This is a genomic window from Enterococcus sp. DIV1315a (genome assembly GCF_051712325.1).
GTDB classification, from domain to species: domain Bacteria; phylum Bacillota; class Bacilli; order Lactobacillales; family Enterococcaceae; genus Enterococcus; species Enterococcus faecalis.
The window spans coordinates 1,074,547-1,096,086 of sequence record NZ_JBIOOS010000001.1 but is presented as its reverse complement, the minus strand read 5'-3'; the positions used below and the strand labels follow the sequence as shown (position 1 = coordinate 1,096,086).

Below are 21,540 nucleotides of genomic sequence, written 5' to 3'. Positions count from 1 at the left end.
ATTTCCCAACAGTTTGTTGATTATTATACAAACTGTTTGTTATAATAGATATACCTATTTTAGAAAGGTTCTAAATGATTTGCAACAAGCAATTTACCCTATTTTGTGAGATAAACAACAAAGTTTCCGCGAATGTTGACTATCTCGAAAGGAATTTATGATGGCAAAGAAAACAGACCTTAGAGTACAACGAACCAGAAAAATGATTATTGAAGCTTTTTTTAAACTTGTAGAAACGAAAGGCTACGAAGCGGTGACGATTCAGGATATTGCTGATGAAGCTATGATTAATCGTGCGACTTTTTATGCTCACTTTAAAGACAAACAGCATTTATATGATGCAATCTTCACCTTTACGCTTAGTGCTTTTACCGCTATTCTTGATTCGCAACAACTGGTTAATGGCAACCGTGTCCGCGTGAAGCACATTGAAGAACTTCTGACGCAACTCTATATTAATATTCAAGAGAACAAATCTTTCTTCTTAACTATCATGGACAATAATTTCAACGAACACTTTCGAAAACGCTTAGCTGAAATTATCGAAGAAAAATATGCGACGATTTTTTCGCAGTTGCGTATTACCGAAAATGATATTGATGTACCGATAGATTTTGTTATTGAATACATGACCTCTATCTTCATCGGTACCCTTCATTGGTGGATTACTAGCGAGACGGATATGACACCCAACCACTTAGCCCAATTAGTTATCAAATTAGTTGGTAATGGGCATTTAACTGTCTTAGGCATCGAATTAGAAAAATAAAAACACCGGAGTAGACAATAATGTTGTCTGCACCGGTGTTTCTGTTAAAGACGAGTTAGTTTTTTGAACGCCATTTGATATTGTGGGCTGTATTTCTTGAAGAAGTGACTTTAACACCACTTTTGATGTTGCCTTTTTTACGAGGAATTAAGTCAACTTTGACATCATACTTACCATCGCGTGCTAAATCGTAAACATTTTCAACCATTTCTGTAATTTTTTCTTTAAAGTTCATTCTTATCAACTCCAGACTATTCTTTCTTAATACTTTAGCATATTCTTATATAAATGAAAACTTTTCTAGCCTGTACATGAGGAAAATCTTACCTCATTTTTGTTATATAATTATACAAAAAAAGAACATCTCTCTACCAGAAATGTTCTGAAAACTGGGGTAGCTGGATTCGAACCAACGCATGACGGAGTCAAAGTCCGTTGCCTTACCGCTTGGCTATACCCCAAAAAGAAAATGGAGGAAAGTGGATTCGAACCACTGAACCCTAAGGAACGGATTTACAGTCCGTCGCGTTTAGCCACTTCGCTATTCCTCCAAAAAGTCATTGTCGCTGTAACGACCTGACTTAGTTATAATACAATCTTTTCCAGAAAAAAGCAACCCTTTTTTTAAAAAAATTGTTATTTATTTTTTATTCACTTAAATTCCATTGACGAATAATTGTTTCAAAGGCTTCGTCCAGATTTTTTGCTGTACCTTCTTGCTTACCATCAATTTCAATGATGAATTTTTTATCATTTTGCGGAATGACACGACCGATTTCTTTTTTACCAATAAATAATTTGTTCATTAAAACATTTGCTCCATTGTATTGGGCTTTTTCTTCTTCGACACGTACTTCAATATCTTTATTCTTTTTTGACATCTCTATCCCTCCAAGAACTCTATGTTATCAGAATCTTTAAAACAAAACAAGCACCCGCTATTTCTCTGTCAGCTTGTTCGTTTATCGTTTCAATGCAGCATTAAGGAGTAACGAAATGCGATTCGCTACTCCTCAAAGACTGATTTCTATTCTTTTTCTGAACCTTCTGTTGCATGATAGTTCACGCTATTTGAGGTACCTTTTTTAGAAAAGTTTTCAATTAGCTCTTTCACGTCGAGGCCCGTTGTTTCTTTTAGTGTTTCTTGTGTACCAGCCAACAAATTTGTTGCATAATTTGTAATACGGTTGGCGCCAGAATTTTCGCCACCTGCGCCTGTATCTACCACTGAAATCTTGTCGATGTTGCCCAATGGTTGTGCTGCTTCTTTCATTAATTGTGGCAACATTTCCATCACCATACTTAACACAGCTGCTTCACCATATTCTTTGAAGGCATCAGCAATCTTTTGTTTGGCTTCGGCTTCCGCTGCACCACGAGCTAAAATAGCTTCGGCTTGCGCTTGACCTGTTAAACGCGTTTTATTGGCTTCCGCTTCGGCTAATGCTTCAACTTTGAAGCGTTCTGCTTCGGCTTCTGCTACTTCGCGTGCTTTTTGAGCAAGAGCTTCTTGTTCGCGTGCGTAACGATCTGCATCGGCTTTTTTCTTCACTTCTGAGTCGTATTGTTTTTCACGACGCGTAATTTCTTTTTCTTCTAACTCAATTTGTTTTTGACGTTCAACAACTTTGACTTCCATTTCTTGTTCCACCACGTGTTGTTGTGCACGCGCGCTTTCCAAGTTATAGGCTTGGTCTGCTTTGGCTTTGGCAATATCTTGTTCTTGTTTGTATAACGCTAATTTCAATTCTTTTTCTTTTGAAGCTTCTGCAATTTCTGTTTGACGTTGCAATTCCGCTTGTTGTGATTCTTTTTCTGCTTCCGCTTTTTTGATGCGAGTTTCTTTCAAAGCTTCTGCTTCAGCAATATCTGCATCACGTTTAACTTGAGCGATTCTTGGTTTCCCTAATGAATCCAAGTATCCATTTTTATCACGAACTTCTTTAATTGTGAACGACACAATAACTAAGCCCATTTTAGCTAAGTCAACACTGGCAACTTCTTGTACACTTTGGCTAAATTTATCACGATTTTGGTAAATTTCTTCCACTGTCATTGAACCTAAAATCGAACGTAAATGTCCTTCTAATACTTCACGTGCTTCATTTTCTAATTCTTCCGTTGTTTTTCCTAAAAATTGTTCCGCTGCTGTCGCAATTTCTTCAACTGACGAACCAATTTTAATGATTGATGTCCCATCACACATTACAGGAACCCCTTGTTCTGTGTACACTTCTGGTGTGGAAACATCTAATTTACTTGAAAGCAAACTAATTCGATTTGAACGTTGGAACACTGGTAAGACAAACGCACCACCGCCACGAACGATTTTAATTTTGTTGCCACCTTCGTCTACATGAACATTTTTAGACCCTAGATAGCTCCCGCTGATAATTAACGCTTCATCAGGTTTGGCTGTCTGATATTTAGAAACAAACACAATTAATAACATTAATAATACTAAAACTGCAATAATAATCGGTAACAAAATCCCCATTTTCTTCTCTCCTACTCTATATTTTTAGACTGCCTTCGTAAGGAATGACATAACAAACCCGTTCTTTCAATTCAATAATCAATACCTCACTACCTCTTGGCGCAGCCACTTCTTGTGGCACATAAAATGCTGCTGGTCGACTTAACGAACCTGTGACACTCTTCAATTGAATCTCGCCCATTCCCCGGACAGGAATTGGGGTAATCACAGTAGCAACACGACCCTCCATGTCTTTTTCCGAAATAGAAATTGTGGCCTCCGAATTTTTCAAAGGGACCAACACATAAAAATTTAGGAAGAAAACAATAATGGTTGAAAGAATACCACTGACAATTAAAATAAGCCAACTATTTACCGCTGTTAATTCTTCCCCAAGGTACCCAAACAGCGAGGTAAAAGCAATCCATGGAATAATCAGCATTGGGTCCACCGGTCCATCAAAATTAAAAACATCCCCAAAAATAATTAGTAAAAAAGCGAGGACCGCGCTCCCCACTAATGCATAAAAATAAACCGTTTCCAATGGTAGACCTTCTAACACTTTTCCTACACTCCTTTCTGTGCTATAACCTAGTAATAGTGTACCAATTTTTAAATAAAAAGAGTAGCAATTTCCAAATAAATCTCAAAAGATACATCTTAAGACCTATTTTTTCTTAATAAAAGAAGCAACAATAAACGAGCAGCCCTAGAATTATCGAACTTCTACGGACTCCTCGTTTTTTAAAATGTGCTATTCATTTGATTTTAACGCTTCAATCATATTGATTTTCTTCAATTTCCGATGCATAATGACCATCACAAACAACGTGAAACACATGGTGATGACTGCGGAATATAGATAACTTGGCCAATGAATAATTGGCGAAAACATAATTAAATCAACTTCAACGGTTGCTAAAATATACTGATGCAAAATTTTCCCAAAGAAGCAGCCAACAATAATACCAATGAACGTTAAAATAATGTTTTCACGGTAAACATAGGTGGTGACTTCACGATCGTAAAACCCTAAAACCTTAATCGTGGAAAGTTCTCGAATCCGTTCAGAAACATTAATGTTGGTTAAATTATATAACACAATTAACGCTAAAGAACCAGAAACAGCAATTAGTACCCAAATGACAATATCAAGGCTTTTCAGCATATCATCAAACGAACCTTTCATCGCAGTTAAAAACGTAATGTTCAACACTTTCGGCTGTTTTGTCAACGCCTCTCCGATTGAGGTTTCTTGTTTTGAGGATAACTTTTTGTCAAAAAGTAGGAATTCTGTATTATACTCCGGCTTCTGTTTCGTCATCGTCTGGTAGAGTTTCGGCGTCATATAGACAAAATGACCCGTGTAGTTCTCTGCAATCGCGGCAATTTTCACGTGATAGGTTTGATTATCACTATTTTCTAAATTTAATTGATCTCCGACTTTATAGCCAAATAATTTAGCTAATTTTTCATTAATGATTACACCGTCATCGTTGAGGGAATATTTTTCTCCAGTGACTCGATCATTAAATAACTGAAAATCAGCCATTTTCGAAGGATTTTGTGGCACATAAAGAGTAATATTTTGAGTTGGTGCGCCTTTGCCCTTCGTTTTAAAGATTTCTGAATATAACGGAATTGTTTTATTCAAACCATCCAGTTTGCGCAACGTTTCTTGATACTCTTTTGTCTCTTCAGATGTTGTTTGCTCTTTAAAAGTCACGACTGCTTGGTAATGCCAGATTTTATTAAATTGAATTGTAGCGACATCCACAATTGAATCGCGTAAACCAAAACCAACAATTAACAGCCCCATACAACCAGCTATTCCGATAACGGTCATCAGCATCCGTCGTTTATAGCGGAACAGATTTCTAGCGGTCACTTTTTGAATAAAGCTCATGCGTTGCCATAAAGGGCGGATTCGTTCTAATAAAATCCGTTGGCCTGCTTTCGGCGCTTTGGGTCTTAGCAAGGTAGCTGGGGTACTTAATAAATCGATTCTTAATGTCACTAAGGCCGCTCCCACAGTACAAGCTAAGGCTACAATGATGCCCCATAAACTGTAATTTAAGTACCACGGTGTAACTAAATCAGGAATATTGTACATTTGACCGTAGGCATCAAAAATTATTTTAGGGAATAGATAATAGCCAACTGCCAATCCTAATAATGCACCTGTTAGGCTGGCAACAGTTGCATAGGTAATAAAAATCGAAGCAATTTCACGATTACGATAACCTAAAGCTTTCAAACTACCAATTTCCATTCTTTTTTCTTCCACCATACGTGTCATGGTAGTTAAGCTGACTAATGCCGCAATTAGGAAAAAGAACAACGGGAACAGCGTGGCTAAAGAAGAAATCCGATCAGCGTTATCTTGATATTCAGAAAATCCTGGATTGTCTTCCCTAGTAAAATAATAATACGTTGGGGCTTTCAAATTGGCTAGCTCTGTTTCTTTTTCAGCCAACAGTTGTTCTTGTTTAGCCAATTCGTCTTTTTGCTTTTCAAGCATCTCAGCTGGAATTCCTGGTTGTTGCTCCAACTGCGCAAGTGCTTGTTTTCCCGTTTCCAGCGCTTGCCGACCTTGGTTAATGTCCGGCTGAGCCGAATCACGCAGAGCCGCAACCTGTTCTTCTGGCCGATTTTTCAGTGCCTCTTTTACTTGATTTAAGGCCTGCTCTCTTTTCTTTTCATAATCAGAGGAATACGTATTTTGATGTTTTAATGAACGAAATGAGATTAGCAATTCTGGATACCGTTGACTGTCAAAGGCTTTTTCCGAAACCACGCCAAAAAAGTTTAACGTTCCAGACCCGACCGTTGTGGTTCCCCTGGATGTATTATCAATATATTCTGGTGAATTGATAAATCCAACAACAGTAAAATGAGTTTGTTTCAGCCCTTTTTCTTTAATCGCTGCATCGTTTAAAGTGATTTTATCACCCATTTTATAGTCATATCTAGTTTTCGCTAATGTATCTAATGCAATTTCATTTGTTTGTTTAGGTAACCGACCGTCAACTACTTGATAGTTAACCGATCCTGCTTGATTTTTTCGATAGCCAAACAATTTTACTGCATTATTTTGCGGCCCAATCGTGGCATCTATTGTATAGCGCGGCACAACTGTTTCGACATCTTTTAAAGACTGTAGAGTTGTTAAATCTTTCTTTTCCAGTCCCATTGTAGAAATTATTCGCGCATCTGGAAGCTGCTCTTTCTGGTAATAATTATTCGCGGTTTTAATCATATCTGGTCCAGTAGCTTTCAAACCAACAAAAACCATTACACCAAGGAAAATAATCCCCATAATCGATAAAAATCGTGTAGTAGATTGTCTAATTTCACGTAAGCTTGTTTTAATTAGCGCTGTTTTCTTCATTTTAGGCACCTACCATTCAATTTCAGCAACCAATTTAGGCTGATCATTCACAGTCATTTCGCGAACTTTTGCATCATTAATTCGAATTACCCGATCGGCCATTTCTGCAATGGCTGAATTGTGGGTAATAATTAAGACGGTCGTTCCAGTTTCACGAGCAGTATTTTGCAAAATAGTTAAAATTTGTTTCCCTGTTTCATAATCCAGTGCTCCTGTCGGTTCATCACATAAAAGTAACTTGGGCTTTTTAGCAATCGCACGGGCGATGGTTACTCGTTGTTGTTCACCACCAGAAAGTTGCGCTGGAAAATTATCTAAACGTTCCCCTAAACCCACCGATTGTAAAACATTGGTCGAATCCAACGCATCCGCAACGATTTGCGAAGCCAATTCGACATTTTCTTTTGCCGTTAAATTTGGGACTAAATTGTAAAATTGGAAAACAAACCCGACATCATTGCGTCGATAAGTGGTTAATTGTTTCTCTGAAAACTGAGCGATATCTGTGCCATCAATAATAATTTCCCCTTCATCACAGCTGTCCATTCCACCAAGAATATTTAAAACAGTTGATTTTCCAGCACCGCTGGGGCCTAAAATAACCGCTACTTCTCCTTTTTCCACTTCAAAAGAAATGCCGTCATTCGCAGTAATAGTTGTCTCTCCCATTTGGTAACGCTTGTATTCATTTTTGACTTCAATATAGGCCATCCACTATCCCTTCCCTTCTACATTAAAATAGTAACATATCTGAGAATACAAGTCTTTCAAAGAAAAGCCTTTTTTGATTTTTTAGCAAATTTACGTATAATAGAAAAGATGGTCCACTTAAATTTGGACTATTGCAAGTATAAAATTAGAGGAGCACGTTATGGCAAACAGAAAGAAGAAACCACCATTTAATTCAACCATCATGCTGATTGGCGCATTAATCATTTTAATTTTAGGCGCGGTTGGCGTTAAAGTTCCTGATGCTTTACAAGATTTATTTAATGTTCAACCACAAACAACCACCCCCTCAAGCACACCAGCACCAAAAGGAGATAATCCTGGACCCATTGAAAATGGTAAAGCCACATTTTCAGCAGAGGAATTAAAGGATAGCTCAAACGGCTGGATTACTTATCATTCTCTAGATCGTCTAAAACGAGCGACAGGCGCTGATGCGCTATTAAAACCCGCAATGGTCAATACAGGAACTTCCGCTAATAAAGATATTCGACCAGCTGGTTTCATTTCAGGAAAAGCTAATCATTCGCGTGGCCACCTAATCGGCCGTCAAATGGGAGGCAGTGGTGATGATCCACGTAACTTAACCACCTTGTATCAGAATCCTGTCAACACTCCTTATATGACGAAATATGAAAATCAGATTCGGGCAGCTCTTGATCGCGGCGAAACCGTTCGTTATCGCGTGACACCTGTATATAACGGAAACGATTTGTTGGCTGAAAAAATCATCTTAGAAGCCAAAAGCCTTAAAACAAATTCACCCATTGATTTTTCAGTAACTATTTTAAACAAACAATAAGGAGGAACTTTCATTGGATTTTGAACAGCTAAAAGAAACATTACCCGATGCAAAACCACAAACATTTTTGCAAGCAATCCTCTCTCAACCTCAAGAAGAGGATGCTGAATTAACTTTCAGTGAAGAAATTGATGAACAGTTTGTCGAAAATTGTAAATTTTTAGCCTCTCCGGAAACCATTTCTGAAACAGATGTGGAACATTGGCGCGAACAAGAATTTTTAGTTGTCGCCCAAAGTTTAGATGGCGATTATCTAGCAGGCACCCTAGAGCAAACCTTTGTGATTCCTAGCTCCCTTTACAAAGAGGATATTGAGCAATTTGACAAGCAATTAATCGATTTTTTTATTGCCTATGAAAACAAAGAAATCACTTCTGCGATTTTACCAAAAGAATTATAAAAAAAGCTTGCGGATAAATTTCCGCAAGCTTTTTCTTGTGTCTTATGCTCGATAACGTTCTACGCCATCTAAATAAGTGGCTGCTAATTCCATGGTTGGTTCTAATACGATAAAGTCAGCATCACGACCATTTGCAATCATGCCGCATTGATCATCAATTTTACAGCTGATCGCAGGAACTAATGAAGCCATCATAATTGCTTGTGCAGGTGTTGCAATACCCCAATCAACTACATTTTTAATTGCTTCTTTTAGTTTTAAAATACTACCTGCTAAGTTCCCAGTATCCAAACGAGCCGTTCCTTCTGCTACCACAACAGGAAATTCACCTAAATTGTAGTTGCCATCTGGCATACCGCCAGCCATCATGCAGTCTGTAATTAACGCAACGTGATCATGGCCCGCTTTTTCCATCAATACTTCAGCCGCTTGCGGATGTACATGGTGTCCATCACAAATTAATTCAGAGAAAACGTGTTGTAACGTTAACAATGCACCAACCATCCCTGGTTCACGGTGATTTAAGCCACGCATCCCATTATATGCATGAACAAAAACGCTAGCGCCTGCTTCAACTGCCACATCAGCTTCTTCTAAGGTCGCATTACTATGGCCTAAAGCAACAACGACACCTTCATCTGTAACGGTTTCAACAAATTCTTTCACACCATTACGTTCTGGTGCCAACGCAATTTTCTTAATAATTCCGCCTGAAGCTTCTTGCCATTCGTGGAATGTATCAAGGTCTGGATCTCCAAAATAACTTGGATTTTGTGCGCCTTTATGTTCTTCAGTAAAGAAAGGTCCTTCAAAGTAAATCCCTTGAATTTTTGCACCAGGTACTTCTTGGTAGACTTGACCAATCGTACGTGCAACGTCTGTTAAACGTTCTTTACTTGAAGTTAATGTTGTTGGTAAAAATGAAGTTACACCACAAGATAATAAGCCTTCAGACATCACTTTAATGCCTTCTGCATCGTTATCCATTACGTCATGATTCATGTAACCATGAATATGAGTATCGACTAAACCTGGGGCAATCCATTTGCCTTCCTCACGAATAATTTTTACGTCCCCTTGCGGTTCATCTTTTGTATAATTACCAAAGATACCATCCGTGATTTCTAAATAACCAGGTCCTTTAACATCGCTTTTTAAAAAGAACTTGTCTGCAAAGATAAATGTTTTCATCTTCATCCTTCTTTCTTTATTTTACTTACTTCAAAAGTACTCTTAATCAGTACAAAAGTCAAGAAATGGTGTAGACCTTTTAAGCAATTCTGAGGATTTTTTAAAGATTGCCACTTTCCACATTTTTCATTTGTTGTGCTAAGTTCAGATAACGTTCTGCTTCTTCATGTTTATTCTTTCTCATTAAAACTAAATATTTTAGATTTAATAATTCACTTAAATAATAATAACTATTTTTTTTGCGGGCCCAAGTAATTCCTTGATCCACATAAATTTCGGCATCTTTTTCTGTATAATTTTTAAATAAGAAATCAGCATAATTAAAAAATATTTTCGTTAATTCTGCATTACTGCGTTCATTTGGCAATTGATTAAAATAATGAATACTCAAACTTAAAAATCGTTCTGCTTCTACTCGATTGCCCATGTAACCATAAGTAGCACCTAGACAACTAATTAATTGAATCTCTAAATCAGAAACATTTAACTTATCGGCTTTATAGGTGAAAGATAACCCTTTACGCAAGCTAGCAATAGCTTTTTCATAATCATTTAGAACAAACAATTCACAACTACCTAAATAATAATAATATTTTTGCCAGTCCGTATCTAAATACAATTGTTCTTCAATACGATTTTCCTTTAAATAATTTAATAATAATTGATATTTTTTATGGCGAAAATATTCAGCCATTTTTTCAAATGAATACGTAACAACGTGCACATCACCAGATTTATAACGCATAATCTGGTCAACAGTCACACCTAAACGATCACAAAGTTGTTGCATTACGAGAACGTTTGGCAACTCTTCATTGTTTTCAATGCGACTTAAAACACTTTGCGAACAGATGTCTTCTGATAACATTTTCTGTGTCAATTTTCTATTTTTTCTAATTTCTTTAATAACTGCACCTAAAGAATTCATCACAATAGCTCCTATTTATATCGGCCATTTTCCTTGCAAAATGGGGATTTTGTCAAAATATGCGAATTCGCATTATGCTTTTATTGTACTTTATTGCATAATATACTGCAAGAACATTATCTAAGGTTTTCTTAGAAAATAAATAGGTTCATTTTTATTAAAAAGGAGTGTTATTGTATGGCCGAAGAGAAAAAGGTTCACTTCATTTGGGAAAAAACAAATTATTCAGGCTTTGTGGAGAAGGAGTATGAAAATTCTTATCTCATCGTAGTAGCAAATCCTAGTCCTGATATGGAAGAAAAATATACCAACCGAATGATTATTAGTAAAAAAGCATGTGAAACCGCAGAATAGTATTGTTGATAAAACAAGAACTACCAAAAAATAGCTTCGTTAGAGGCTATTTTTTGGTAGTTCTTTTATTTTTGTTTGTAGGTACTTAAAAATTCACGCATTTTATCTGCTGTAGTTTTTAAGTCTTCCATCTTCGGTAAATAAACAATACGGAAGTGATCTGGTTGTTGCCAGTTGAACCCACCACCATGGACTAATAAAATATGATGTTTGTGTAAGAAATCTAAAACAAATTTTTCATCATCATAAATGTCAAATTTGGCCGTATCAATTTTCGGGAAAATATAGAAAGCTGCTTTAGGCTTCACGGCTGATAAACCAGGAATATCATTTATCGCATTGTAAATAAATTCTCGTTGTTCGTAAATTCTGCCACCTGGTAAAAGTAAATCATCGACACTTTGATAGCCGCCTAATGCGGTTTGAATGATTTGTTGTGACAACACATTCGAACATAACCGCATGGAAGCAAGCATATTTAGCCCTTCGATATACCCTTTTACTCGTGATTTATCTCCACTTAACACCATCCAACCGCATCGGAAGCCTGCCACTCGATGTGATTTTGACAAACCATTCAATGTTACGACAAATAAATCAGGTGCTAATGTAGCAATCGGTACATGAACCAAACCGTCCATGACCAAACGATCATAAATTTCATCGGAGTAAATAATTAAATCATTTTGACGTGCCACTTCGACAATTTCTAGTAATAACTCTTTCGGATATAAAGCACCAGTCGGATTATTTGGATTTATAATAACGATTGCTTTTGTATTCGAAGTTATTTTTGATTTTATATCATCAATGTGTGGATACCATTCTGCTTGCTCATCACAAATATAATGAACGGGCGTACCGCCCGCCAAAGAAACAGATGCAGTCCATAAAGGATAGTCTGGCATTGGCACAAGTACTTCATCGCCGTTATTTAACAAGCCTTGCATACACATGGTAATTAGTTCACTCACGCCATTACCAGTGTAAATATCATTAATCGTTACATTAGGAAATTTTTTTAATTGGCAATATTGTTCAATCGCTTTTCTTGCAGAAAAAATACCTTTTGAATCGGAATAACCTTCTGAATCGCGAACATTTACAATCATGTCGCGCACAATTTCATTTGGGGCATCAAAACCAAATGGCGCTGGATTCCCTGTATTTAATTTCAAAATACGTATGCCCTCTTCTTGCATGCGTTCTGCTTCTTCTAAAACAGGACCACGGACATCGTAACTTACGTTATTTAATTTATCAGATTTTTTAAAATTTCTCACACGGACTCCCTCGCTTCACAAATTTATACTCTAAAGTTACGACAACTATAATGAAAAAGCAATAATAAATATCAGAATTTAATAAAAAATTGATGGTTTTTCCGTAATAAACAAGAGCGTGGGACAAAAATCACTTTGGATTTTTGCTCCACGCTCAAAAACTGATAAACGGCGGGAATAGAAGCAACTTCTTCGGAAATAAGCCGAAATTCTCCAAAAATTAAAGAACAATTTTCGGAAATTCCTTCTTATTTCTCGGAGTTAAACACTTCTGTCCCGACATTTTGTTATACTAGTTGATGCAGATGATGGGACTCGAACCCACACGGACATCTGTCCACATGACCCTCAATCATGCTTGTCTGCCAATTCCAACACATCTGCATTTTAAGAGCACTTATTTATCCTAAAATAATTACTGGTCTTTGTCAAGATAACAAAGACCAGAATCGTTAGATTTGTTCTTTTTTCGCTTGCCAGGACAAACGCCCATGACATTTTCCACAGACATATCGTGTCGTATCAATTCGTCGTTTTCTGAGGATGACTTCTCCACAAGACTGACATTGGTACTGATGGAAAACTGCTTTTTTCCGTTCTACCAGAGGCGGTGCGTAACGGGCACCGCCAGTCTTAGCCAATAACTCTTTAAAGTCCTTATCTTTATGCTGATAGCCTTTGCCAGCTAAATGTAAATGATAGTGACATAACTCATGCTTAATGACTTTTTCCAGTTCCTCTTGTCCATACTTTAAAAAGACAGTTGGATTAAAATCCAGGTGATGCGAAGCTAAATGATAGCGACCGCCCGTAGTTTTTAACCGCCGATTAAATGTAGCTTGATGCAGAAAAGGTTTCTGAAAAAATACGATTGAAATTTTTTCCACTAGCGTTTGAAGCGCTTGATCTGTCATCAAGACTGGTTGAGACTCTTTCATTGTTACTCTTTTCTATCAGCACGAGGCAACATGGTTAAACTAATACGCCCCTTTTTCAAGTCAACATCTTCTACCCAAACTGTGACTACATCACCCACCGCAACAACATCCGTTGGGTGCTTAACAAATTTAGTACTTAACTTAGAAATGTGGACTAAGCCATCTTGCTTCACACCAATATCGACAAACGCGCCAAAGTCAATTACGTTTCGAACAGTCCCTTGCATTTCCATTCCTGGTTTCAAATCTTCCATTGTCAACACGTCTTTACGTAAAAGTGGCGCGGACATCTCATCGCGCATATCACGACCTGGTTGGATTAAACTAGCAATAATATCTGTGAGTGTTTCTGAACCTACTTCTAACTCAGTAGCTAATTGATTCACTGGTAACTGTTTCAATTTTTCGATAGCTTCTGCTGTCCCTAATTCTTTAGAAGCAATCTCTGCTTTTTCTAAAATTGCTTGTGCTACTGGATAACTTTCTGGGTGAATGCCAGTGTTATCTAACACATTTTTGCCATTAGGAATTCGTAAAAAGCCAATTGCTTGTTCAAATGCTTTTGGTCCTAAACGAGGTACTTTTTTTACTTGATTTCGTGCTGTGAAGACACCATTTTCATCACGATAAGTGACTAAGTTTTGCGCCGTTGTTTTATTTAAGCCAGAAATATGTTGTAAAAGTTGAGCACTCGCTGTATTCACATCAACACCAACTTGGTTTACTGCAGTTTCCACAACAAAATCCAATTGCTCGGCAAGACGTTTTTGCGATACGTCATGCTGATATTGACCAACCCCGACTGCTTTGGGATCAATTTTTACTAATTCTGCCAGCGGATCTTGTAAACGACGTGCAATGCTGACCGCACTTCGTTCTTCGACTTGTAAATCAGGAAACTCTTTACGAGCCACTTCACTCGCAGAGTAAACGGAAGCCCCTGCTTCATTAACAATCACGTAAAAGACGTCACGCTTCACCGCTTTTAATTGCTCTGCCACAAACAATTCAGATTCACGACTTGCCGTTCCGTTTCCAATAGCTACCATGTCCACTTGATAGTCTTCAATGATTTTTTTAAAGGCTGGACCAGCGGCTTCACGTTTCGCAGCAGTCGCTGGTTTATGTGGATAAATCACTTGAATTGCTAAAACTTTACCCGTTTCATCGACAACTGCTAATTTACAACCTGTCCGATAAGCTGGGTCAAATCCTAGAACAACTTTTCCTTTAAGTGGTGACTGTAATAATAAATTACGTAAATTTTCACCGAAAATTGCAATCGCTTGTTCATCAGCTTTTTCTGTTAATTCATTGCGAATCTCCCGTTCAATCGCTGGTCCAATGAATCGTTTATAGCTATCTAAATAAGCAGCCTCAATGTATGGAGCAGCTAAGCTTGTTGCTTGTTTGCCGATTAGTTGACGTTGGAAATAATCATTAATTTTTGTTTCATCAGCGACAAGGGAAACCTTTAGAATGTCTTCTTTTTCACCACGATTCGTTGCTAAGACACGGTGCGGCACCATTTTGCTAACTGGTTCTGCAAAATCGTAATACATTTCATAGGTCCGCTTTTCGTCTTTTTCTTCATCCTTAACTACGCTAACGTATTGCGCATGTTTAACCATATAATCACGTAACCATGTTCGGTATTTTGGTTCATCGCTAATACGTTCTGCTAAAATTTCATGAGCACCTTGCAAGGCTATCTCGGCGGTTGCAACTTCTTTTTCTTCATTAATAAAAGTAGCCGCTTTAGCTAAGATATCCGCGTTTTCAGGTAAAGAGAGCAACCAATCTGCTAATGGTTCCAACCCTTTTTCTTTCGCGATAGTCGCTTTAGTCCGACGTTTTTGTTTATATGGTCGATATAAATCTTCCACTTGTTGCATTTTTACTGCTTTTTGAATATCTGTTTTGAGTTCTTTTGTTAGTTTTCCTTGCTCTTCAATTAAACGGAGAACTTCTTCTTTCCGCTTTTTCAAGTTTTGTAAATAATGATAACGTTCTTCTATTTCACGGATTTGGACTTCATCTAAACTTCCAGTCATTTCTTTCCGGTAACGGGCAATAAAAGGAACTGTATTTCCTTCATTTAATAAAGTTAAAACCGTTGTTATTTGTTTTGAACGATACGTTGTCAATTCTTTTTGAAGTAGCGCTACTACTTCTTCGTTATAAGCTTCTGCCATTAACTAGATACCTCTTTTCTTATGCATACTTATCTATTTTAGCATATTTTTGCTTCTAAATATAGAAGTGAGGTAACTGATTCGTGCGATTAAGGAATCAAAATTCTGGTTGCCATGCAGGGGTGCGTTTTTGATATTCGATATCTTGGACAATGCCTTTTTCATTAAAAATCACACCATGTACAGAGCCGCCAAAAATAGCACCACCATCTATCCCAATTTTTCCATCACTTTGCCAAAGGTCCGTGGTCTGCATATCACCATGTAACATCGGGGTAATGGTATGACCAAAAACAATGGTCTTGCCTGTATTATTTTTCCCTTGATGAAAGGGTTCGCGAATCCACAAAAAATCCTTAGGTGCTGTTTGCCGCCAATCTTCCATCGTTAAATCAACCCCAGCATGCACAAATAAGTAATGCTGCCATTCAAAATAAAGCGGTCGTTTTGTTAAAAAATCAATTAACTCTGGATAGCGACTACGGATCATTAAGGCCATTTCTGTTGGTGAGTATTCTGCAGTAGCTCCTGGATGCAAGAGGCTTTCAATTGTTTCCTTGCCACCATTGCGAACATATCCTGCAAACCAGTCCTCTGGATTTTGAAGAAACTGCAAAAAATATTCTTCATGATTGCCTCGTAAATAAACAGCGTCGTGTTGCTCGACAAGTTCTTTTCCTTTGAGAAAACAGGCTTTAGAATGCGGACCACGGTCGTTTAAATCACCAATTAAAACTAGCTGATGCTCGACTGGGTCATAGTCTGTGAGTAAGGCATCAAACAAATCTGCTTGTCCATGAATATCACTGATTACATAAACATATGGTTTCATAAATAAGCCCTCCTAACTTGCTTATATTAAGTATACGCTAAATTTTAAAATATTCTCGTAAAATGTTTGGAAATAAAAAACGAAAATAGGACATAAGTCAAAACGACTTATGTCCCACTCTCTAAATCTTAAAATAATCAGTTGAACAAAAGCAGCACCTGCAATTACTCGTTGCAATTTAGCCTTCGAGAGTGATGAACACTTGGAGCTAACTGCTTTTGTCTCTGACTCGTTTGTTTTATTTTTTCTTCTTACCGCCAAACGCATCTTTCATTTTATCAAAGAAGCCTTCTTCTTGTTGTTCAGTTACATTTTGTCCGCCAGCTTTTGCAAAAGCTCGTAGGGCATCCTTTTGTTCTTCATTAAGATTTTTTGGTGTTATTAATTTCACTTTCACGTGTTGATCACCATTGCCCCCACCACGTAAACGTGGCGCACCTTTGCCTCTTAAGCGGAAGTTTGTGCCAGTTTGTGTTCCAGCCGGAATTTTTAATTTCACGTCACCATGAACAGTTGGGACAGTTACTTCGTCCCCTAGAGCCGCTTGAACGAAACTTACTGGTAAATCGTAGTAGATTTCTGCGCCATCTCGATCGAAAATATCACTATCTTCAACACGAAAGACTACATATAAATCACCATATGGTCCACCATTGGTACCCGCTTCTCCTTGGTTAGCTAAGCGCATTTGTTGGCCGTCTTCTACTCCAGCAGGCACATTTACTTTGACAGTATGTGCTTTTTTCTCATGACCTGTGCCATGACAAGTTGGACATGGTTCTTTAATTTCTTTCCCTGTGCCATGACACACATCACAAGTTTGACGACTCATCATACGACCTAATGGCGTTTGACGTTCAACATTGATTGTTCCAGAGCCATGACATTTATGACAAGTTTCTGGGTGTGTGCCTGGTTTGGCGCCATTACCGCCACAGGTTGCACAAGTATCTTCTCGATTGTACTTAATCTCTTTTTCGACACCGAAAATAGCTTCTTCAAATTTCAATTGAATTGTATATTGTAAATCGGCGCCTTGTCTTGGTGCATTTGGATCAACAGAACGGCCACCGCCGCCACCAAAGAATGAATCGAAAATATCTTCGAATCCACCAAAACCACTACTGCTAAATCCGCCGCCACCGAAACCGCCAAAGCCACCAGCGCCGCCACCGTAATTAGGATCAGTTCCTGCATGGCCATATTGGTCATAGGCCGCTTTTTTCTGTGGATCACTTAATACTTCATACGCTTCAGAAACTTCTTTAAATTTTTCTTCCGCATCGGCTTCTTTGTTAATATCTGGATGGTACTTTTTGGAAAGTTTGCGGTATGCTTTTTTAATTTCATCATCTGAAGCACCTTTTGCTAATCCTAGCACTTCATAATAATCTCGTTTCGTCGCCATTGACTTCCCTCCAACTTTCTTCAAACTTTACAATGTGTTTAGAACCAGCCAAATTCATCGATTGCTTTCGGTCTCTCTGGTTGGATTATCTGTCACACCTTGAATCAGTGTTACTAGCTGTGAATAGGTATTTTCAGCTTGTTTAACATCGTTGTAATCATACCACAGTTCTTTCAAAACCTAAATAGTTTCTTGCTAACTTGATTGTGGTTGATTTTCTCACAAAAGACAAGGGACTGGGACATTAGTCATTGTACTAATGATCCAGTCCCTAAAATCAATTGTTATTGATTATTTGTCATCACCATTTACTTCTTCAAAATCAGCATCAACAACATCATCAGCGCCACCTTGGGCAGCTTCAGGATTTTCTTGTGCTTGTTGTTGCGCAGCTTGTTCGTAAAGTTTTACTGTTAAGTTTTGGACGATTTCATTCAATGAATCACGTTTTGCTTTCATTTGTTCGATATCGTTTGCTTCGATGGCTGCTTTTAATTCATCACGCGCATCTTCTGCTTTTTTCACTTCTTCAGCATCTACTTTGCCTTCTAATTCTTTCAATGTTTTATCAACAGTGAATAATAAAGCATCTGCATCGTTACGTAAGTCAACTTCTTCTTTACGTTGTTTATCTGCTTCAGCGTTTGCTTCAGCATCTTTCACCATACGTTCGATTTCATCATCAGATAAACCTGAAGAAGATTTAATCGTGATTGTTTGTTCTTTTTGAGTGCCTAAGTCTTTCGCACGAACATTTACAATCCCGTTTTTATCAATGTCAAAGCTTACTTCAATTTGTGGCACACCACGAGGAGCTGCAGGAATATCTGTTAATTGGAAACGACCTAATGTTTTATTATCAGCGGCCATTGGACGTTCACCTTGTAAAACGTGAATATCAACAGCTGGTTGATTGTCAGCAGCAGTTGAGAAGACTTGTGATTTACTTGTTGGAATCGTAGTGTTACGATCAATTAATTTTGTAAATACGCCACCCATTGTTTCAATCCCTAATGACAACGGTGTTACGTCTAATAAGACAACGTCTTTAACATCACCAGTGATTACGCCACCTTGGATTGCAGCACCCATTGCTACTACTTCGTCAGGGTTAACTGATTTGTTTGGTTCTTTGTTTGTTTCTTTGCGAACAGCTTCAACTACAGCTGGAATACGTGTTGAACCACCAACTAGGATAACTTCGTCGATTTCAGAAGGATTTAAACCAGCATCTTTCAAGGCTTGACGTACTGGTACTTTTGTACGTTCAACTAAATCACTTGTTAATTCATCAAATTTTGCACGAGTTAAGTTCATTTCTAAGTGCAATGGTCCTGCTTCGCCAGCAGTAATAAATGGCAAGCTGATTTGTGTGCTTGTTACACCTGATAAGTCTTTTTTCGCTTTTTCAGCAGCATCTTTCAAACGTTGTAATGCCATTTTATCGTTAGCTAAGTCAATGCCATTTTCTTTTTTAAATTCTGCAACCATGTAGTCAATGATTTTATTATCAAAGTCATCCCCACCTAGGTTGTTATCACCGGCTGTTGATAATACATCGAAAACGCCATCGCCTAATTCAAGGATTGACACGTCGAATGTACCACCACCAAGGTCAAAGACAAGAATTTTTTCATCTTTGTCTGTTTTATCTAAGCCATAAGCTAAAGCTGCTGCTGTTGGTTCGTTAACGATCCGTTCTACTTCTAAACCAGCAATTTTACCAGCATCTTTTGTTGCTTGACGTTGCGCATCGTTGAAATATGCAGGAACTGTAATAACTGCTTTTTCAACTTTTTCACCTAAATAGTCTTCAGCAAAACCTTTTAAATATTGTAAGATCATTGCAGAAACTTCTTGTGGTGTATATGATTTTCCTTCAACATCAACTTTGTAGCCAGCTTCACCCATGTGACGTTTAATAGATGAAATCGTGTTAGGATTTGTAACAGCTTGACGTTTTGCTACTTCGCCCACTTGAATTTCACCGTTTTTGAATGAAACGACCGAAGGAGTTGTGCGGTTACCTTCTGGGTTTGCAATAATTTTCGCTTCGCCGCCTTCTAGCACTGCGACAGCTGAGTTTGTTGTTCCTAAGTCAATACCAATAATTTTACTCATAGTGAATATCTCCAATCTGTATTAGTTTTCTATAATAATATATTTTTAATTAACGTTTGTTATTGTGCAACAATGACCATTGATGGTCGTAACACACGATCTTGTAATTTGTACCCTTTTTGTAGAACTTCAACAATGGTATCTGCTGGGGTTTCTTCAGAAGCAGGGACTGTTTGAACGGCTTGATGTAAATTTGGATCAAAGGTTTCACCCATTGCTGGGATTTCTTCAATTCCTTCTTCTTTTAAAGCCACAGTAATACTTTCTAGCACCATCGAAATACCTTTTTTCAAGCTTTCGCCTTGTTCATCTGATACTTCAATGGCCATTGCTCGTTCTAAATTATCAATGGATGGTAAAATCTTTTTACCTAAATCTTGTGAGCGGTAACGAACTAATAATTCTCGTTCGTTTTTATTTCGATTGCTCATATTAGCAATTTCGGCTCTTGCCCGCAAGAACTTGTCTTCCATTTCGGAAAGCTCTGCTTTAAGATTTTCAATCTCTGTTGCTTCAACTTCTACTTCAGAAACGCCAGCAGCATCAACAGCTTCCATTTCTTCTTGTAATTCTTCTTGCTTCTCTTCTTTTTTACTCACTTCAGCAACTTCCTTTCTCTTTATGCATCTACTTCTTATCCTAACAAGGTTTGCTTAATTACCTAAAAAACGGTAATAGTCACCTAGTTGTGAAGCTAGCTCATGTCGAAACGTGTCTACCAAACCGAATATTTTTGAATACGGCATACTGGTTGGTCCTAGCAGGGCAATTGTTCCTTTGCCATGTCCTGATACTTCATACGTAGCAGTGATCATGCTCATATCTTCTAAGAGATTGTTGCCAATTTCTGAGCCGATACGAAAAACAATTGGATTTTCTGTTGTTGCAGAACCATTTAATAAATGCGTCAGCTCATCAGAATTTTGCATAAAGGAATAGACAGATTTCAATTGTTCAATATCTTGTTTGATGCCAAAATCTAACAAATTCATGCGACCACCGACAAAGACTTTTTCTTCAAAGGCATGTCCTAACATCTCATCGAATAAGTTCATCATTCCTTCTGGCGTTTGGAAATAGCGATGTAAAATCATCGGAATCTCCGTCCGCAAACGATGATAAACGGTCAACAAAGGTTGTCCAACCAACTTATCATTGATGATTTGTGTCATTTTTTCAAGATCTTGGCTAGAAACAGCGGCAGGAATGGCAAATACTTGGTTTTCAACATTGCCTTTATCTGTCACTATAATAGCAAGGACTTGCCGATCATTCAAAGGAACCATTCGAAAGCCGGTTAATTTCCGTTCTTTCACTTCAGGTCCTAATGAAAAAGCAGTATAACTTGTCAATTCTGATAGAATTTCAGCTGATTGTCGAATAATATCATTAATCTCATGAAATTCTTTTCCAAAAGATTGACGGATTCTTCTAAGTTCGTTCTCTTCTACTTGTGTTGGTTGTAAAAGATGATCCACGTAGTAACGATAACCAGCCATTGAGGGAATTCGCCCTGAAGAAGAATGAGTCTTAGCTAATAAGCCGTATTCTTCTAATGCTTTCATATCATTACGAATTGTGGCAGAACTAGAGGCAATGCCATCCTCCATCAATTTCTTAGAACCGACAGGTAAGCCCGTGTTCGTGTAATTTTGGATGATAAGTCTCAAGATATTTTGTTGTCTTTCTGTAATCATCGTTATTACCACCCTTCATTAGCACT

Annotated in this window: 21 protein-coding genes and 3 tRNA genes; 4 read left to right on the top strand and 20 right to left on the bottom strand. The window is 37.7% G+C overall.

Annotated features, from left to right (window positions below):
• The first annotated feature begins 157 nt into the window (after window positions 1-157).
• Window positions 158-769: a TetR/AcrR family transcriptional regulator gene (locus IGJ03_RS05335; protein ID WP_002357803.1), complete on the top strand. Its 612-nt coding sequence runs from the start codon at window positions 158-160 to the stop codon at window positions 767-769.
• A gap of 55 nt (window positions 770-824) precedes the next feature.
• Here IGJ03_RS05335 and IGJ03_RS05330 read toward each other — a convergent pair whose 3' ends face one another.
• From IGJ03_RS05330 to IGJ03_RS05295, 8 genes are all read right to left on the bottom strand, one after another.
• Window positions 825-1,004: a hypothetical protein gene (locus tag IGJ03_RS05330; protein WP_002357804.1), complete on the bottom strand. Its 180-nt coding sequence runs from the start codon at window positions 1,002-1,004 to the stop codon at window positions 825-827.
• 154 nt (window positions 1,005-1,158) lie between these two features.
• Window positions 1,159-1,230: transfer RNA gene (locus IGJ03_RS05325), tRNA-Gln, on the bottom strand.
• Window positions 1,231-1,239: 9 nt separating this feature from the next.
• Window positions 1,240-1,320 (bottom strand) — tRNA-Tyr (locus tag IGJ03_RS05320).
• Window positions 1,321-1,416: 96 nt separating this feature from the next.
• On the bottom strand, window positions 1,417-1,650 hold the full coding sequence (locus IGJ03_RS05315) for a DUF2969 domain-containing protein (protein ID WP_002357806.1): 234 nt from the start codon (window positions 1,648-1,650) through the stop codon (window positions 1,417-1,419).
• A gap of 146 nt (window positions 1,651-1,796) precedes the next feature.
• Entirely contained in the window at window positions 1,797-3,266 is a 1,470-nt protein-coding gene (locus tag IGJ03_RS05310) for a flotillin family protein (protein ID WP_002357808.1), read from the bottom strand.
• Between the two features lie 16 nt (window positions 3,267-3,282).
• Window positions 3,283-3,807, bottom strand: a complete 525-nt coding sequence (locus IGJ03_RS05305) for a hypothetical protein (RefSeq protein WP_002388852.1) — start codon at window positions 3,805-3,807, stop codon at window positions 3,283-3,285.
• Window positions 3,808-3,999: 192 nt separating this feature from the next.
• A complete protein-coding gene (locus IGJ03_RS05300) occupies window positions 4,000-6,636 on the bottom strand; it encodes an FtsX-like permease family protein (RefSeq protein WP_023895309.1) in 2,637 nt (878 codons plus the stop codon).
• Window positions 6,637-6,645: 9 nt separating this feature from the next.
• Window positions 6,646-7,347: an ABC transporter ATP-binding protein gene (locus tag IGJ03_RS05295; protein WP_002363831.1), complete on the bottom strand. Its 702-nt coding sequence runs from the start codon at window positions 7,345-7,347 to the stop codon at window positions 6,646-6,648.
• Between the two features lie 160 nt (window positions 7,348-7,507).
• Between IGJ03_RS05295 and IGJ03_RS05290 the strand changes: the two genes are divergently transcribed.
• Both IGJ03_RS05290 and IGJ03_RS05285 read left to right on the top strand, forming a co-directional pair.
• Entirely contained in the window at window positions 7,508-8,167 is a 660-nt protein-coding gene (locus IGJ03_RS05290) for a DNA/RNA non-specific endonuclease (RefSeq protein ID WP_002363828.1), read from the top strand.
• Window positions 8,168-8,180: 13 nt separating this feature from the next.
• The gene (locus IGJ03_RS05285; RefSeq protein ID WP_002357813.1) at window positions 8,181-8,567 is read left to right on the top strand and encodes a hypothetical protein; all 387 of its coding nucleotides are present in this window, start codon (window positions 8,181-8,183) and stop codon (window positions 8,565-8,567) included.
• A 42-nt stretch (window positions 8,568-8,609) separates the two neighbouring features.
• Here the strand turns inward: IGJ03_RS05285 and nagA are convergent, their stop codons facing one another.
• Entirely contained in the window at window positions 8,610-9,758 is a 1,149-nt protein-coding gene (gene nagA / locus IGJ03_RS05280) for an N-acetylglucosamine-6-phosphate deacetylase (RefSeq protein ID WP_002357814.1), read from the bottom strand.
• Between the two features lie 100 nt (window positions 9,759-9,858).
• Complete coding sequence (locus IGJ03_RS05275) at window positions 9,859-10,686, bottom strand: helix-turn-helix domain-containing protein (RefSeq protein WP_002381942.1); 828 nt, start codon at window positions 10,684-10,686, stop codon at window positions 9,859-9,861.
• A 177-nt stretch (window positions 10,687-10,863) separates the two neighbouring features.
• Here IGJ03_RS05275 and IGJ03_RS05270 point away from each other — a divergent pair, with 177 nt between their 5' ends.
• On the top strand, window positions 10,864-11,040 hold the full coding sequence (locus tag IGJ03_RS05270) for a hypothetical protein (RefSeq protein ID WP_002357816.1): 177 nt from the start codon (window positions 10,864-10,866) through the stop codon (window positions 11,038-11,040).
• Between the two features lie 65 nt (window positions 11,041-11,105).
• Here IGJ03_RS05270 and IGJ03_RS05265 read toward each other — a convergent pair whose 3' ends face one another.
• The 10 genes from IGJ03_RS05265 to hrcA all read right to left on the bottom strand — a co-directional run bounded on the left by IGJ03_RS05265 (window position 11,106) and on the right by hrcA (window position 21,514).
• Window positions 11,106-12,323 carry a pyridoxal phosphate-dependent aminotransferase gene (locus IGJ03_RS05265; RefSeq protein WP_429861503.1) on the bottom strand — a complete coding sequence of 406 codons (1,218 nt, stop codon included), beginning with the start codon at window positions 12,321-12,323 and terminating at the stop codon, window positions 11,106-11,108.
• 300 nt (window positions 12,324-12,623) lie between these two features.
• Window positions 12,624-12,707, bottom strand: a tRNA-Leu gene (locus tag IGJ03_RS05260).
• 68 nt (window positions 12,708-12,775) lie between these two features.
• Entirely contained in the window at window positions 12,776-13,237 is a 462-nt protein-coding gene (locus tag IGJ03_RS05255) for a SprT family protein (RefSeq protein ID WP_002365561.1), read from the bottom strand.
• Between the two features lie 26 nt (window positions 13,238-13,263).
• Window positions 13,264-15,456, bottom strand: coding sequence for a Tex family protein (locus IGJ03_RS05250; protein WP_002366578.1), 2,193 nt, complete (start codon window positions 15,454-15,456; stop codon window positions 13,264-13,266).
• 97 nt (window positions 15,457-15,553) lie between these two features.
• A complete protein-coding gene (locus tag IGJ03_RS05245; RefSeq protein ID WP_002369513.1) occupies window positions 15,554-16,288 on the bottom strand; it encodes a metallophosphoesterase family protein in 735 nt (244 codons plus the stop codon).
• Between the two features lie 238 nt (window positions 16,289-16,526).
• The gene (gene dnaJ / locus IGJ03_RS05240; protein WP_002357822.1) at window positions 16,527-17,696 is read right to left on the bottom strand and encodes a molecular chaperone DnaJ; all 1,170 of its coding nucleotides are present in this window, start codon (window positions 17,694-17,696) and stop codon (window positions 16,527-16,529) included.
• 54 nt (window positions 17,697-17,750) lie between these two features.
• Complete coding sequence (locus tag IGJ03_RS05235) at window positions 17,751-17,873, bottom strand: hypothetical protein (protein ID WP_002357824.1); 123 nt, start codon at window positions 17,871-17,873, stop codon at window positions 17,751-17,753.
• A 114-nt stretch (window positions 17,874-17,987) separates the two neighbouring features.
• Window positions 17,988-19,817 (bottom strand): molecular chaperone DnaK, encoded by a 1,830-nt coding sequence (gene dnaK, locus IGJ03_RS05230; RefSeq protein WP_002357825.1) that lies wholly within the window; start codon window positions 19,815-19,817, stop codon window positions 17,988-17,990.
• Between the two features lie 59 nt (window positions 19,818-19,876).
• Complete coding sequence (gene grpE, locus IGJ03_RS05225) at window positions 19,877-20,416, bottom strand: nucleotide exchange factor GrpE (RefSeq protein WP_002357827.1); 540 nt, start codon at window positions 20,414-20,416, stop codon at window positions 19,877-19,879.
• Window positions 20,417-20,470: 54 nt separating this feature from the next.
• Window positions 20,471-21,514, bottom strand: coding sequence for a heat-inducible transcriptional repressor HrcA (gene hrcA / locus IGJ03_RS05220; protein WP_002357828.1), 1,044 nt, complete (start codon window positions 21,512-21,514; stop codon window positions 20,471-20,473).
• Window positions 21,515-21,540 lie beyond the last annotated feature (26 nt).

What these genes read in the sequence shown, in the direction of transcription:
- IGJ03_RS05335 (WP_002357803.1), top strand. Translation starts at nt 158, where the DNA reads ATGATGGCAAAGAAAACAGACCTTAGAGTACAACGAACCAGAAAAATG.
- IGJ03_RS05330 (WP_002357804.1), bottom strand. Translation starts at nt 1,004, where the DNA reads ATGAACTTTAAAGAAAAAATTACAGAAATGGTTGAAAATGTTTACGAT.
- IGJ03_RS05315 (WP_002357806.1), bottom strand. Translation starts at nt 1,650, where the DNA reads ATGTCAAAAAAGAATAAAGATATTGAAGTACGTGTCGAAGAAGAAAAA.
- IGJ03_RS05310 (WP_002357808.1), bottom strand. Translation starts at nt 3,266, where the DNA reads ATGGGGATTTTGTTACCGATTATTATTGCAGTTTTAGTATTATTAATG.
- IGJ03_RS05300 (WP_023895309.1), bottom strand. Translation starts at nt 6,636, where the DNA reads ATGAAGAAAACAGCGCTAATTAAAACAAGCTTACGTGAAATTAGACAA.
- IGJ03_RS05295 (WP_002363831.1), bottom strand. Translation starts at nt 7,347, where the DNA reads ATGGCCTATATTGAAGTCAAAAATGAATACAAGCGTTACCAAATGGGA.
- IGJ03_RS05290 (WP_002363828.1), top strand. Translation starts at nt 7,508, where the DNA reads ATGGCAAACAGAAAGAAGAAACCACCATTTAATTCAACCATCATGCTG.
- nagA (WP_002357814.1), bottom strand. Translation starts at nt 9,758, where the DNA reads ATGAAAACATTTATCTTTGCAGACAAGTTCTTTTTAAAAAGCGATGTT.
- IGJ03_RS05275 (WP_002381942.1), bottom strand. Translation starts at nt 10,686, where the DNA reads ATGAATTCTTTAGGTGCAGTTATTAAAGAAATTAGAAAAAATAGAAAA.
- IGJ03_RS05270 (WP_002357816.1), top strand. Translation starts at nt 10,864, where the DNA reads ATGGCCGAAGAGAAAAAGGTTCACTTCATTTGGGAAAAAACAAATTAT.
- IGJ03_RS05255 (WP_002365561.1), bottom strand. Translation starts at nt 13,237, where the DNA reads ATGACAGATCAAGCGCTTCAAACGCTAGTGGAAAAAATTTCAATCGTA.
- IGJ03_RS05250 (WP_002366578.1), bottom strand. Translation starts at nt 15,456, where the DNA reads ATGGCAGAAGCTTATAACGAAGAAGTAGTAGCGCTACTTCAAAAAGAA.
- IGJ03_RS05245 (WP_002369513.1), bottom strand. Translation starts at nt 16,288, where the DNA reads ATGAAACCATATGTTTATGTAATCAGTGATATTCATGGACAAGCAGAT.
- dnaJ (WP_002357822.1), bottom strand. Translation starts at nt 17,696, where the DNA reads ATGGCGACGAAACGAGATTATTATGAAGTGCTAGGATTAGCAAAAGGT.
- dnaK (WP_002357825.1), bottom strand. Translation starts at nt 19,817, where the DNA reads ATGAGTAAAATTATTGGTATTGACTTAGGAACAACAAACTCAGCTGTC.
- hrcA (WP_002357828.1), bottom strand. Translation starts at nt 21,514, where the DNA reads ATGATTACAGAAAGACAACAAAATATCTTGAGACTTATCATCCAAAAT.